The following is a 13,955-nucleotide window of genomic DNA, read 5'->3' on the forward strand; positions in this document are numbered from 1 at the left end:
TGTCAAATTGCAAAGTATTCTTGGTACAAGCATTTGGAAAAAAATAAAAAATATAATTGTGATTCTTACGAAGATATATCATTTGAAATTGTAGGATACCAAAATTTAGAGTTAGATTTACTTAAAAATGAGGATAAGATGGAATTGTTTAAAAAGATTCATTTGCTTGATTCGCAAAGTAAGGAAATTATTTTTCTAAGGATAAGTGGTGAGTTAAGTTTTAGGGAGATTGGTGACATATTTAATAAAAGTGAAAACTGGGCCAGAGTTTCATTTTATCGTGCAAAGCAAAAATTATTGGAGGTATAGAGTTAATGAGAGAAGATTTGAATTGTGAAATTGTAAAAGATTTATTGCCAAATTATATTGAAGGATTGACTAGTGAATATACTAATGAAGCAATGAAGAGGCATTTTGAAACATGTGAAAGTTGTAAAGAAGCATATGAGTTATTAAGTGTGAATGGCACGGAAGACGAAAGTTTGCAAAAGAAAAATATTTATGAAGCAAAAGAATTAAAGTATTACATGAAAAAGGTTAGATTAAGAAATTTATTTTTAGGAGTAATTTTTGCATGTTTAGTTTTAGGTGGAAGTTATTTATTATACGATAATTTAGTTAATATATGTAATTATAATGAACCAAGTGAAAATGTAGAAGTTACAGAGCTTTATCAATTGAATGATAACTATGTTTATTTTAATCTTAGAAGTAAAAGTGAATATCTAATCAGTGCTATGACCTTCGGGCCTGGAAAAATAGATAAGGGCTATGTTGGTACGGAAATACATTTTTTAAGGCCTGTAATTGGGAAAAAATTATCTAAACTATCAGAAGAAGAAAAAGAATTGAATTTAGGAGCAGGCTTTGTAATAGATATAGAAAATAAAAAGCTAATTGACGTAGGTAGCTTCATAAGGGCAAATGATAATATAACTGCAGAAGAAATAATTAATTATGCTGAAAATAAAACAACTGAAAAAGGCAATATTGATATAGTTAATTCTGATAGTAAAATTTATTATATCGGAAGAAATGATGATGATAAACTTTTAATATGGGAAGAGGGAATGAAGTTGCCTAAATACCCTAATTAAAAACTTGTATTTTAAATATTTTTTAGAGAAAATTTAATAGTCAAAACGATTTTATTAGCTTTAAGACTTTATTTCAGAGAGATGAAATAGAGTCTTTTCTTTTGGAAAGAATAATAAATATGTTTACACAATAGAAGATAGAAGATAATATTAATAAAGTGCAAAAGAATTTAGTTTAAAGTTAAGAATTGAAAATGAAAAGTTAAGTATGAAACTGCTGTGAGGTTTCTAAAATTATAGTTGTTTAAAGTTATCTTGGATAAGACTTTACTTCTAATCTAACTATTTACTTTTAACTTAAAACAAGAAATGAGGGAAACTATTGAATAAATTTAATGATTATAAAATAAGCAATGAAATACTAAAAGCTTTAGATGCTTTAGGATATAATAAACCATCAGATGTTCAACAGAGGGTTATACCAGAAATATTGCAAGGTAAAGATGTAATAGTTAAATCACAGACAGGAAGTGGTAAGACTGCAGCTTTTGGTATACCTTTATGTGAAAAGTTGAATTGGGATGAACAAAAACCTCAAGCCTTAGTTTTAACTCCAACAAGAGAACTTGCTATACAAGTTAAAGAAGAAATAATGAGCATAGGTAGATTTAAGAGAATACGACCTGTTGCTGTATTTGGTAAACAACCTTTTTCGGATCAAGCAAGAGAATTAAAGCAAAGGACTCATATTGTAGTAGGAACTCCAGGTAGAGTAATGGATCACATCGATAGAGGTTCTTTAAATACATCAAATATTAAATATTTAATAATAGATGAAGCTGATGAAATGCTTAATATGGGATTTATTGATCAAGTTAGAGAGATACTTAGAGGATTAAATAAAAATAGACAAAGTATTCTTTTATCAGCAACTATATCAGAAGAGATTCTAAACTTATGTAATGAATATATGAATAATCCTATAAGTATAGAAATTAAAGCTCAAAAGTTAATAACAGATAATATTAATCATGAACTTTATAGAGTTAATGAACAATATAAGATGGAAGAATTAAATAAGCTTTTAATAAGTGAAGCACCTAAAACTGCAGTTATATTCTGTAAAACAAAAGAAAATGTTGATAAGGTCTTCGAAGCTCTAGGTAGAAAAAGATATTCTATAGGTAAAATCCATGGTGGTATGCTACAAAAAGAAAGAATGGATCAGATGGATAGATTTAAAAAAGGAAATTTTAGAATTCTTATTGCTACAGATGTTGCCGCTAGAGGAATTGATGTTGAAGGAATAACTCATGTTATAAATTATGACTTACCAGTGGAAAAGGAAGCATATGTACATCGTATAGGTAGAACAGGAAGAGCCGGAGCAAAAGGAAAGGCATTGAGTTTAGTAAATCAATATGAAGATAGACTATTAAATCTAATTCAAGAATATATAGGATTTGAAATTCCTTTAAAAGATTTACCAAGTGAAGATGAGGTAAAAGCAAAGGAAATGGAAGGAGTAAAAATATTAAAGTCAAATCCAACAGTTAAGAAACAAAAAGCCAAAGCTGTAAGCAAAGATATTACTAAGATATATCTTAATGGTGGTAAGAAGAAGAAGATAAGACCAGGAGATATAGTTGGAGCTATTTCAAGGATTGAAGGTATAACAGCAGAGGATATAGGAATAATAGATGTTCAAGATACAGTATCTTATGTAGATATATTAAATGGAAAAGGTAATAAGGTTATAGATGGCCTTAGAAATGGAACAATAAAAGGCAAAAAGCTTAAGATTGAAAGAGCGAGAAAATAATTAGTATTGCCTAAAAATAAAGAAAAAGTACGAAAAAAGTTTACAGATGAAAAGTTGACTTTGTCGCAGTGAAAATGCTACTAGCGTAGGGGAGAAAATTTAGATTAAGTTAACGTGAAAGGTACTAATATAGATACTTTTCACTAGTGCTAAAGGCAATATTTTCTCTGTCACGTCAGTGGCTTTTTCTATTTTGACGAAGTCAAACTTTTCATCAAAGTGATTCATACTTTATTTATAGTGTGTATTTCTAAATTCTGAAGGAGAAACTCCTTCAAAGGATTTAAAAGTTTTAGTAAAGTGACTTTGGTCATAGAAGCCTAAAACTAATGATATATCTAGAATACTTTTTGTTGTTGTCATAAGCAATACTTTAGCTCTATCTACTCTTATTTTTTTTGAATATTTCATTAATGAAATTCCCATATGCTTTTTAAAACATGATACGGCATATTGAGGAGTTATGTTAAGATGAGTAGCAATATCTTCTAGTGAAACGTGGCTTTCAATATTCATATGAAGATACTGTAGTATTTTATTTACTATAAAGTTATCTTTAACTTCAACATCACTTATTAATAGTTCTAAATATGTGTTGGCCATATCTAGCTCAATATCTTGAAGTTTAGATAATTCAGAAGTTTTTATAATCTTTTCATAATATTTATTATAAACAGGATGAAGATATTTTTTTGCAACACCACGTCTTATTATTTCTCTTGCAAATACAGCATTCCAAATAAGTAAATCATCCCTTTTTAAGTCACAAGGTACAGCATCCCTAAGTTCACCGATATGCTTTTGACTTATGTTATAAAGTATAGCAGGTCTATTTCTAGTATCTATAAATGAATCAAAATCATTACTAAATATACTTATATCAGATATGAAGCTTTCGTACATAATATCCTCCCATAAATTGTATTAATTATATATATATTATATTTAAAATGTACAATCGTTTGCAATATATATTAATATATGATGAATTAAAAGAAATATTTATGAGGTGATTTTTATGAATAAACATGCAGTATATCATGTTTTAGATGTACCATATGCATATGGTAAAGATAGAGATACTCTAGTATTGAGATTAAGAGTTGCTAGAGATGATATAAAGGAATGTTCAGTTTTATATAGATGTAGGTATGATTGGGAGAATGAATATAAGAGAAAGAAGATGAAAATAGTAGCTGAAACTGAATTATTTACTTACTATGAGGTGGAATTATCTATATATAGAAATAGGTACAGATACTATTTTGAATTAATGGACAAAGCTAATAATGTACTTATATATACTGAAAGAGGCTTAGTTGATGTAGATTATGCAAATATAAATGTAGCAGCATTTCAATTTCCGTATATATCAGAAGATGATTTGTATGAAGAAGAGAAATGGCTACAAGAATCTGTAGTATATCAGATTTTCCCAGATAGGTTTTTTAACGGTAATCCTGATATTAATCCGGATTGTGTTAAAGAATGGGGCAGAGGGAAGGTTGGAAGACATTCAATGTATGGAGGAGATATACGAGGAATAATTGAAAAGCTTGATTACCTTAAAGAATTAGGTGTAGATTTAATATATTTAACTCCTATATTTAAGTCAAGTACTAATCATAAATATAATACGACTGATTATTTTGAGGTAGATCCTACATTTGGAACATTAGAAGATGTAAAAGAATTAGTTAATAAATGTCATGAAAATAATATGAGGATAGTTTTTGATGCTGTTTTTAATCATTCTGGTAATGATTTTTTTGCTTTTGAGGATTTATTAGAAAAACAAGAAAAATCTAAGTATAAGGATTGGTATTTCATAGATAGTTTCCCGGTAGGAGTAGAGGAATGTAATTATTACACCTTTGCAAATGGTTGTAGTAATATGCCAAAATTAAATACTAATAATAAAGAAGTTAGAGAATATTTATTAAATGTTGCTAAGTATTGGGTAAAGGAAATTGGTATAGATGGTTGGAGACTTGATGTTTGTGATGAAGTATCTCATGATTTTTGGAGAGACTTTAGAAAAGCTGTAAAAGGTGTTAAAAGAGATGCAATAATAGTTGGAGAAATAATGCATGAAGCAAATGCTTTCTTGAAAGGTGATCAACTAGATTCAATAATGAATTATCCTTTTAAAAATGCTACTATAGATTTTTTTGGTAAGCATAGTATCTCTGCTTTAGAGTACTTAGATATATTAGCTGCTAACAGAATTCTTTATATGAATAGTATTACAAAGCAAATGTGGAATTTAGTAGGGAGTCATGATACAAAGAGAATAATAAATGAATGTGATAATAATGTGAATAAAGTTAGACTTGCTATTGCTATGCAGTTTACTTATGTAGGGGTTCCATATATATATTATGGAGATGAAGTTGGAATAACTGGTGGAGATGATCCTGATAACAGAAAATGTATGATTTGGGATGAGGAAAAGCAAAATAAAGAAATATTGAATTTATATAAGCTATTAATAAAAATAAGAAAAGAAAATAAATCTTTGGTTCATGGAAGTTTTGAAGTGATTTATTGTAAAGATGAAGTAATTGGATTTATAAGAGAATATTATGATGATAAGATTATGGTTATATTTAATAATTCAGAAGAAGAGCAGTGTATTAAATATCAGTGTAAAAAGATAGGGATTGACTTAATAACAGAGAGAAATATAGATTTTTCAGAAGATATAAAAATAGAACCATTAGATTTTATGATAATAAAGTTTTAAGAAAAAATTAAGAGTAATTCTATTAATATTGTGTAATAATTATACTATAATGTAGCTATAGTAAAAAATTTATATTTATAAAGATAAGATGGTGCTAGAATTATGAGTAGTATAAATGAAGCAATAGTTTATTTTGAAACATACGGATTATGGTTTTTATTTATAATTGTATATTTAGAGTATTTAAATTTACCAGGACTTCCAGCTGGAATAATAATGCCTGCTATAGGAGCTTTAGTGGCACAGAGCAAATATAATTTTCTATTTGTTTTAATTATATCTGTTATAGCTGGAGCAGTAGGAAGTGTATGTTTGTACTATGTAGGATACTTTATAGGAAATCCGGTATTACATTGGATATATTCAAAATTTCCTAAAACAAGAAAATCTGTAGATAAAGTTACTATGTACTGTGAAAAGTTTGGAAATAAGGGTTTATTTATTTGTAGATTACTTCCAGTAGCAAGGACTCTTGTATCATTAACTTCAGGAATTTTGAGAGATGGAATAGTGAGTTTTATTTTATATTCAGTACCAGGCATTGCAATATGGAATGCAGTTACTATAATGAGCGGATATTTAGCAAGTAAGGCTATAATTAACTTATAGTTTTTAAAAACTAAATAAAATTACAAAAGTGTGCTACTTTTATTTAGTAGCACACTTTTTGTAATTAATTATAAAATACTTACTATTATTATACTTATATTTAAATGATGGAGGAAATGAAATATATTTTTATCTACAATAGAAAAATGAGAAGGAGAAGAATGAGTAAAATAGTAAGTATTTTTAGTGGAAGAATAATCTCACCATTTCTCCAACAAATAAAATATACTGTATATAATAGAAGTATATTTACTTTTTTGGAAAATATGATAAAATTAAATCAAGAGTAAACAATTACAGAAAATTTTGTATACTTAATTAATATAATTAATAAAGAAGTGATTGAATGAATAAAGTAGTTAAAGGAAGCTTTGAATTAATGAAAAAACTTAATGTTGAAGCTATACTAAAAGTTATAAAGAATAATGGAAGTTTATCTAGAGCTGATATTGCTAAATTAACAGGACTTACACCAGCTAGTGTAACTAATATTACAAAGATATTAATTGAAAGTGATTATCTAATAGAAAGAGGAATAGGGGAGTCCAATGGAGGAAGACCACCAATAATTTTAGAGATTAATATTAAAGCAAGATATATAATAGGTGTAAGTATAGGTGTGGGAAGTATAGACGTTGTATTAACTGATTTAGGAGCAGAGATACTAGCTAAGAAATCAATATATATAGATGAAAACAATACAAATAAAGAATTTGTATTTACACACTTAATTAATTTAATTAATGAAGTTATAGAAATATCGGAAGTAAATAGAGATAAAGTTGTCGGCATAGGAGTAGCTATGCATGGAGTAGTAAATCCAATGTTAGGAATATCGCAATATGCTCCTTATTATAAGTGGGAAAATGTAAATATAAAATTAATTCTTGAAGAGAAATTTAAATGTCCTGTATTTGTGGATAATGATGTAAGGGCTATAGCATTAGGCGAAAGTTTATTTGGAGCTGCTAAAAGCATAGATAATTTTGTTGAAATTAACATCTCTAATGGGATAGGTGCAGGAATAATAATTGATAACAAACCTTATTATGGTGTTGATTATAGTGCAGGTGAAATTGGTCATATGGTAGTAGAACAAGATGGATCCTTATGTAAATGTGGAAACTATGGCTGCCTAGAATCTGTTGCATCAAATATAAGTGTTGAAAGAAAGGTTATTAGAAGTATAAAGCAAGGTGTTAAGAGTTCTTTAGTTGATGATGTTAAAGATATTGAAAAAATAAATATAAAAGATATATCGATAGCTGCATCAAAAGGAGATGAATTAGCAATTTCTGTTTTAAAAGAAGCAGCAAGGTATATAGGTGTTGGTATATCAGGATTGGTTAATATACTTAATCCGAAGCTTATAGTTGTGGTAGGAGATATTTTTGAGCAAGAGAAAATTATGATTGAAACTTTAAGTGAGGTAGTTAAAAAGAGAGGCTTAAAAATTCCAAGCGAAAATGTAAAGATAGTAAAATCAGATTTAGGTGAAAATGCAGCGGTAATAGGTGCAGCAACATTAGTAATACAAGAAGTTTTTAAAGGTAGAGAATTTATGTAATTAATTAATAAATTTATATAGGGGGCAGGAAAGATGGTCAACGTAGGATATGAAATAGAGAGATTATTAAAATTTGCATTAAAAAAAGAAATGATTTCAAAGTGGGATGTTATACCTTCAAGAAATGCATTATTAGATTTATTAAAGGTCGAAGCACCGTATGAAGGTATAGTAGAAGAAGTAGTAGAAGATACACCTGTTAAAATATTAAAAAATATTTTAGATTATGCAGCAGAAAATAATCTAATTGAAGAAGATACTATAACATATAGAGATCTTTTTGATTCAAGGATTATGGGTCTTTTAATGCCACGTGAAGGTGAAGTAGTAAACAAGTTTAATAAAATAGCCGATCGCAAAGGATTAGAAGAGGCGACAAATTGGTTTTATGATTTAAGTAAATCATCAAATTATATAATGACAGAAAGAATTGCTAAGAATTTATATTGGTTATCAGAAACTGAATATGGTGATTTAGAAATAACGGTTAACCTTTCAAAGCCTGAAAAAGATCCAAAGGAAATAGCTAAGGCTAAACTTGTAAAACAATCTTCATATCCGAAGTGTCTTTTATGTATAGATAATGTGGGATATGCAGGAAGATTAAATCATCCAGGAAGACAAAATCATAGAGTAATTCCTTTTGAACTACAAGGCAAGGAATGGTTTTTACAATATTCACCTTATGTATATTACAATGAACATTGCATAGTATTTAAAGGTGAACATAGTCCAATGAAGTTAGGAAGGGATGCATTAGAGAGATTAGTAGAATTTACAGATAAATTTCCTCATTATTCTATAGGATCAAATGCAGACTTACCAATAGTTGGAGGTTCAATATTGACGCATGACCATTACCAAGGTGGTAGACATGTATTCCCAATGGAAAAGGCTAAGATTGAAAAGTATTATGAAAGTGATAAGTTTAAAAATGTTGAAATTGGTACAGTGAAATGGCCAATGACTGTTATAAGATTAAAATCAGAAGATAAGAAAGCTTTAGTAGATGTTGCTATGGAGATATTTGAAGCATGGAAAGTATATTCTGATGAAGCAAATGATATATTAGCATTTACAGGAGAAACACCACACAATACTGTAACTCCAATAGCTAGAAGAAATAATGGAGCTTTTGAAATGGATATTGTTTTAAGAAATAATAGAACTTCAGAAGAACATCCAGATGGAATATTCCATCCACATAAAGAGCTACATCATATTAAAAAAGAAAATATTGGACTAATAGAAGTCATGGGACTAGCTGTTCTTCCGGGAAGATTAGAAAAAGAATTAGAAAAGATAGCTGAAATTATATCAGGAGAAGTTTCTTATGATAGAGAAGTTGCATTAGAGGATAATGATTTAAATAAGCATATTGATTGGATTGAAGAAATGCTGAACAAAAATAGTGATATGAATTTAGAAGATGCAAGAAATTTTGTAAAAGAGGAAGTAGGAATAATATTCTCTAAAGTTTTAGAAGATTCTGGAGTATTTAAGAGAAATAAAAAAGGACAAGCAGCGTTAGAAAAATTTATAACATCAGTTATATAGTTATAAGGAAACTCACTACTCATATACATTCGTAGGAGTACACTTACGATGTAAGTTCAAATGGCTAAATTAAAATTTAGATTTTTACTTAACTTCAAATTGCCAAATCGGAGATTTGGATTTTCACTTATAAAAAATAGTTTATTAAGGAGAGGGTTAAAATGAATAAAAATGAGATGATGGATTTATTTAGAGAAGAGTATGGCAATAGTAATCAGGAGATTTATACTTTTCTTTCACCAGGAAGAGTTAATTTAATAGGAGAGCATATTGATTATAATGGAGGATTTGTTTTTCCAGCTGCTTTAACAGTAGGTATATATGGAGCTTTAACTTTAAGAGAAGATAACATAATAAGAATGAGATCAAAAAATGTTGAAGGTGAAGTTGTAATAAATTTAGATAAAGAATTAGTTTACGATAGACAAGATGATTGGGGAAATTATCCAAAGGGAGTTATTAAAGAACTTAAAGATAGAGGACATAAAGTAAAAGGAATGGATATTTTATTCTATAGCAATCTTCCAGATGGTGCAGGACTTTCTTCATCAGCAGCACTTGAAGTTTTAATGGCTTATATAATACTTTACTTAGAAAATCCTGAAAAGTGTGAAGAAATAGATAGAGTTGAAGTTTCAAGACTTTGTCAAAAGGTTGAAAATCAATTTATTGGAGTTAATTGCGGTATAATGGACCAATTTGCAGTTTGCTTAGGAAAAAAAGATAATGCAATTCTTTTAGATTGTAATTCACTTTACTATGAATATGCTCCATTAAAGCTTGGAAACTATAGTTTAGTAATTATGAATACTAATAAAAGAAGAGAGCTTGCGGATTCTAAATATAATGAAAGAAGAGGCGAATGTGAGAAAGCTTTAGAAATAATAAATTCAAATAAAGAAGAAAAAGTAGCAAATCTTTGTTCAGCAACAGTTGAGGATATTAACTCATTTATAAAAGATGATGTTGTAAAGAGAAGAGCTATTCACGTAGTGACTGAAAATGAAAGAGTTAAAAAGTCAATGGAAGCATTAAAGGCTGGAGATATTAAAGGTTTTGGAGAATTGATGACTCAATCTCATATATCTTTAGAGAATGATTATGAAGTTACTGGATTACACTTAGATACTCTAGTTCATGAGGCTCTTAAAATTGAAGGATGTATAGGAGCTAGAATGACAGGAGCAGGTTTTGGAGGATGTGCAATAGCTTTAGTAGATGAAGCTAAAGTAGATGAATTCAAAGAAAAAGTAACAGAAAACTATGAAAAAGTAACAGGAATAAGACCACTATTCTATACAAGTAAATTAGGTGAAGGAACTCATAGACTATAAAAATAAAGTGCGAAGCACTTTGGGCAAAAGTTTGACTTCGTCAAAGTCCAAAAGGTCACTTTGTGACGGCCAAAAGATTTACAATAACCAAGAGTAATAACTTAGAGTTAAAAAAGCTTTTGGACATTTACGAAGTAAATCCTTTGGACTGCCGTAGGAACTTTTGGACTCGACGCAGTCGACTTTTGGACTACGCACTTAGTGCACAATTTATTTAAAGTATCTCTTAACATATTATTTCTTTATTATAAAATAATATATTTTATATTGATGGTTATAATAATTTTGAAGTAGTAAGTGTTAGGAGGCTTAAAGATGCACAAAGGAAAAATTGCTTTTATAATATGTTATATTATAGCCGTCTGTACAGTAAGTGTATTTATGATAGTTGGAATAAAAATATACAAAACTGAAGATGAAATAGCTGAAATGCAAGAAAGAGAGGTTGCAGCAAGCTTTGATGAAATAGAAGAGGCTAAAAGAAAAGAATTAAATTATTTATCATTATCAGAGGATCCGAATGCAGATGATGCTAAGATTGTTGAAAATGCATTAGTTAAATGGAATTTTCAATCTACTGAAGGTAGAAAAATAGCGTATTTGACTTTTGATGATGGGCCATCTACTAAAGTGACTTCAGAGGTTTTAGATGTTCTTAAAGAACATGATGTGAAAGCTACATTTTTTATTTTAGGATCAATGCTAGAAAAAAGTGAAGATTCTAGAATGGCTTTAATAAGAATGGTTGAAGAAGGTCATGCCGTAGGTAATCATGGATATTGTCATAAATATGAAGTGTTATACCCAAATAGCTATGTTAACGTTAATGCTTTTATGAATGATATGGATAAATCTTTAGAAAGCATGAGAAGTGTTTTAGGTGAAGAGTTTAATACTAGAGTAATAAGGTTTCCGGGTGGGCATAATTCTTGGAGAACTAGTGCTATAGATAAAGTATTAGTAGAAAAGGATTACGCATTTATTGATTGGAATATAGTAAATGGAGATGCACATTCTGCGGTTTTAAGTAAAGATCAAATGATGAATAACTTAAAAAAATATGTTAAGAAGATGGATAAAAACAATGATACTATAGTAGTGCTTATGCATGATACAGATAAAAATATAAATGAAGCAGCTTTTTTAAATGAAGCCATACCTTATTTGAAAGAGTTAGGATATGAGTTTAGAACGTTAAAATAACTTAATAAAGCTAGATGATAAAAATATCAAAAATAAAGATGGAACAAGTTAAATAAATGTTTAGCTTGTTCCTTTTTGATAAAATTTAGGCTGATGAAATAATTATGGGCGTGTTAATTTATTTATAATAGATTGATGTTCTGGATATAGGCTTAATAATTCATCACGGTTAAAAAGCTCAAAGTCTTTATATTCAAAAGCTGGTGATACCATACAACCTACTAATGAAAAACCATCATTGTTCATTGCAGAACCAAATATGCATCCTTTAGGAACAAGTACTTGAGGAGATTCTCCATTTTCGATATTAAGCCCAAGTTGTTTTGTAATAAGATTACCTTCTGGTGTAATCATATATATTGTTAAAGATTCACCAGCATGATAATACCATAGTTCATCAGATTTCAGCCTATGAAAATGAGATACTTCACCAGTTCTTAATAAGAAATAAATACTACTCCAAAGTTTTTTATCAGTATTATATAAGCTTTCTGATAAAAATGATTCTTTGAAATAACCACCTTCAACATGTGGTAGCATTTCTAGCTTTTCTATGTAATATTCAGCTGTTTTCACGATTTTACCTCCAAAAGATTTATAATAAAACTATAATTATTAAATAAAGAATTTATTTAAATTTTAACATTTAATAGTATAATAGTCTTTAACAAATTTATTGTATAGGTATAAAAATATGAATGACTATATCTACCTAAAAATATTTGAGGTAGTTGTTGAAAAAAAGGAAAGTGAGTTTAGATATGAACTATGGGTATTATGAATCACCAATAGGAAAAATAAAAATTGAAGCAGAAGGAGAAAGTATCATAGGAGTATCGTTTTCAATGGAAAGTTCGGAATGGGACGAAAATGAAGCAGTTATTCAATGTAAAAATCAACTTCAAGAATACTTTGAAGGTAAGAGAAAAGAATTTGATTTAAATATAAAATTTATAAAAGGTACAGAATTTCAGATAAGTGTATGGAAAGCTTTATCTAATATATCTTATGGAGAGAAAATAACTTATAAATCTATAGCTGAAAAGATTAATAATCCTAAAGCAGTTCGAGCCGTTGGAGGAGCTAATAATAAGAATCCCATAGCTATTATTATTCCTTGTCATAGAGTTGTTGGATCAAATGGAAAGATGGTAGGATATGCTGGAGGAATAGATAAAAAGGAATACCTTTTAAAGCTAGAGGAAAAGAATAGTTGAAATAAAGTGCGAAGCACTTTGGGCAAAAGTTTGACTTCGTCAAAGTCCAAAAGGTCACTTTGTGACGGCCAAAAGATTTACAATAACCAAGAGTAATAACTTAGAGTTAAAAAAGCTTTTGGACGTTTACGAGGTAAATCCTTTGGACTGCCATAGGCACTTTTGGACTACGCACTTAGTACGCAATTTATTTCTTTGATACATAAGGATTATCTTTAATATAAAATCTCCAAGGGAAATGAACTGCTTCTTCAGCATAGTCAATTCCTATTCTAGTGGTTTCTACAATGTTTGAAGGCAAAACTTCAATATTATAATCTTCTATGTAAAGAGAGTTTTCTTTAATAAGTTCTTTAGTGTTATTGCTTTTATTTATATTCATGGCTATGCATAGCTTTGATGGACCGTTGGTGAGATTTTTTATTTGAGCCTTTGTAAGCTCTTCGTAATGCTTATTGAAGCGATTAAGAGACATTTCATCTAAACCTTCTAAAGGTTCTAAACCTCTAATGAGAACTCCCTCTGCAACGTCTTTCTCACCACATATTACATTAAAGCAGAAATACATTCCATATATTGAATATACATAAACTATTCCTGGCTCGCCGTATAACGTTTCAGTTCTTTCGGTTCTTCTACCGCCATAAGCATGAGATGCTTTATCTATAGCACCTATATAAGCTTCTGTTTCTACTATTATTCCTTTAAATATTTTTCCGTTAACTTCATTTACAAGAACCTTTCCAAGTAATTTTTTAGAAAGAGTTAATGCATCTATACTATAAAAAGATTTATCTAAAATTTCCATAATTTATATAAGGCAAGATTATTACTCGTCTTATTAACCTCCTATAAGATTTTAT

13 protein-coding genes are annotated in these 13,955 nt (G+C 28.8%); 10 read left to right on the plus strand and 3 right to left on the minus strand.

Annotated elements, in window-relative coordinates; genetic code table 11:
- Positions 1-33: 33 nt before the first annotated feature.
- The 3 genes from H8S10_RS18050 (at position 34) to H8S10_RS04180 (ending at position 2,859) form a co-directional block, all read left to right on the plus strand.
- Complete coding sequence (locus H8S10_RS18050; RefSeq protein ID WP_243175827.1) at positions 34-309, plus strand: hypothetical protein; 276 nt, start codon at positions 34-36, stop codon at positions 307-309.
- Positions 310-314: 5 nt separating this feature from the next.
- The gene (locus H8S10_RS04175) at positions 315-1,097 is read left to right on the plus strand and encodes a zf-HC2 domain-containing protein (protein WP_055263601.1); all 783 of its coding nucleotides are present in this window, start codon (positions 315-317) and stop codon (positions 1,095-1,097) included.
- A gap of 322 nt (positions 1,098-1,419) precedes the next feature.
- The gene (locus H8S10_RS04180) at positions 1,420-2,859 is read left to right on the plus strand and encodes a DEAD/DEAH box helicase (RefSeq protein ID WP_055263599.1); all 1,440 of its coding nucleotides are present in this window, start codon (positions 1,420-1,422) and stop codon (positions 2,857-2,859) included.
- A 231-nt stretch (positions 2,860-3,090) separates the two neighbouring features.
- Here H8S10_RS04180 and H8S10_RS04185 read toward each other — a convergent pair whose 3' ends face one another.
- Complete coding sequence (locus tag H8S10_RS04185) at positions 3,091-3,762, minus strand: helix-turn-helix transcriptional regulator (protein WP_055263597.1); 672 nt, start codon at positions 3,760-3,762, stop codon at positions 3,091-3,093.
- A gap of 115 nt (positions 3,763-3,877) precedes the next feature.
- Between H8S10_RS04185 and H8S10_RS04190 the strand changes: the two genes are divergently transcribed.
- From H8S10_RS04190 to H8S10_RS04215, 6 genes are all read left to right on the plus strand, one after another.
- Positions 3,878-5,605 carry a glycoside hydrolase family 13 protein gene (locus tag H8S10_RS04190; RefSeq protein ID WP_186838015.1) on the plus strand — a complete coding sequence of 576 codons (1,728 nt, stop codon included), beginning with the start codon at positions 3,878-3,880 and terminating at the stop codon, positions 5,603-5,605.
- Between the two features lie 102 nt (positions 5,606-5,707).
- Entirely contained in the window at positions 5,708-6,214 is a 507-nt protein-coding gene (locus H8S10_RS04195) for a DedA family protein (RefSeq protein WP_055263593.1), read from the plus strand.
- Positions 6,215-6,560: 346 nt separating this feature from the next.
- Positions 6,561-7,781, plus strand: a complete 1,221-nt coding sequence (locus tag H8S10_RS04200) for an ROK family transcriptional regulator (RefSeq protein ID WP_055263591.1) — start codon at positions 6,561-6,563, stop codon at positions 7,779-7,781.
- A 33-nt stretch (positions 7,782-7,814) separates the two neighbouring features.
- Complete coding sequence (gene galT, locus H8S10_RS04205) at positions 7,815-9,338, plus strand: UDP-glucose--hexose-1-phosphate uridylyltransferase (protein WP_186838016.1); 1,524 nt, start codon at positions 7,815-7,817, stop codon at positions 9,336-9,338.
- Positions 9,339-9,499: 161 nt separating this feature from the next.
- Positions 9,500-10,672 (plus strand): galactokinase, encoded by a 1,173-nt coding sequence (locus tag H8S10_RS04210; protein WP_084758936.1) that lies wholly within the window; start codon positions 9,500-9,502, stop codon positions 10,670-10,672.
- A gap of 315 nt (positions 10,673-10,987) precedes the next feature.
- Positions 10,988-11,875 (plus strand): polysaccharide deacetylase family protein, encoded by an 888-nt coding sequence (locus H8S10_RS04215; RefSeq protein WP_055263587.1) that lies wholly within the window; start codon positions 10,988-10,990, stop codon positions 11,873-11,875.
- Between the two features lie 102 nt (positions 11,876-11,977).
- Here the strand turns inward: H8S10_RS04215 and H8S10_RS04220 are convergent, their stop codons facing one another.
- Positions 11,978-12,451 (minus strand): cupin domain-containing protein, encoded by a 474-nt coding sequence (locus tag H8S10_RS04220; protein ID WP_084758935.1) that lies wholly within the window; start codon positions 12,449-12,451, stop codon positions 11,978-11,980.
- A 185-nt stretch (positions 12,452-12,636) separates the two neighbouring features.
- On the opposite strand from H8S10_RS04220, the gene H8S10_RS04225 reads away from it, so the two are divergent.
- Positions 12,637-13,092, plus strand: a complete 456-nt coding sequence (locus H8S10_RS04225) for a methylated-DNA--[protein]-cysteine S-methyltransferase (RefSeq protein WP_186838048.1) — start codon at positions 12,637-12,639, stop codon at positions 13,090-13,092.
- A 187-nt stretch (positions 13,093-13,279) separates the two neighbouring features.
- On the opposite strand, the gene H8S10_RS04230 is transcribed toward H8S10_RS04225, so the two are convergent.
- Positions 13,280-13,900 (minus strand): DNA-3-methyladenine glycosylase, encoded by a 621-nt coding sequence (locus H8S10_RS04230; protein ID WP_055263583.1) that lies wholly within the window; start codon positions 13,898-13,900, stop codon positions 13,280-13,282.
- Positions 13,901-13,955 lie beyond the last annotated feature (55 nt).

The organism is Clostridium sp. NSJ-49, from assembly GCF_014287725.1.
GTDB classification, from domain to species: domain Bacteria; phylum Bacillota; class Clostridia; order Clostridiales; family Clostridiaceae; genus Clostridium; species Clostridium disporicum_B.

Excerpts from the sequence above, each read along its gene's own strand:
- H8S10_RS04175 (WP_055263601.1), top strand. The coding sequence starts at position 315 with ATGAGAGAAGATTTGAATTGTGAAATTGTAAAAGATTTATTGCCAAAT.
- H8S10_RS04185 (WP_055263597.1), bottom strand. The coding sequence starts at position 3,762 with ATGTACGAAAGCTTCATATCTGATATAAGTATATTTAGTAATGATTTT.
- H8S10_RS04190 (WP_186838015.1), top strand. The coding sequence starts at position 3,878 with ATGAATAAACATGCAGTATATCATGTTTTAGATGTACCATATGCATAT.
- H8S10_RS04195 (WP_055263593.1), top strand. The coding sequence starts at position 5,708 with ATGAGTAGTATAAATGAAGCAATAGTTTATTTTGAAACATACGGATTA.
- H8S10_RS04200 (WP_055263591.1), top strand. The coding sequence starts at position 6,561 with ATGAATAAAGTAGTTAAAGGAAGCTTTGAATTAATGAAAAAACTTAAT.
- galT (WP_186838016.1), top strand. The coding sequence starts at position 7,815 with ATGGTCAACGTAGGATATGAAATAGAGAGATTATTAAAATTTGCATTA.
- H8S10_RS04210 (WP_084758936.1), top strand. The coding sequence starts at position 9,500 with ATGAATAAAAATGAGATGATGGATTTATTTAGAGAAGAGTATGGCAAT.
- H8S10_RS04215 (WP_055263587.1), top strand. The coding sequence starts at position 10,988 with ATGCACAAAGGAAAAATTGCTTTTATAATATGTTATATTATAGCCGTC.
- H8S10_RS04225 (WP_186838048.1), top strand. The coding sequence starts at position 12,637 with ATGAACTATGGGTATTATGAATCACCAATAGGAAAAATAAAAATTGAA.
- H8S10_RS04230 (WP_055263583.1), bottom strand. The coding sequence starts at position 13,900 with ATGGAAATTTTAGATAAATCTTTTTATAGTATAGATGCATTAACTCTT.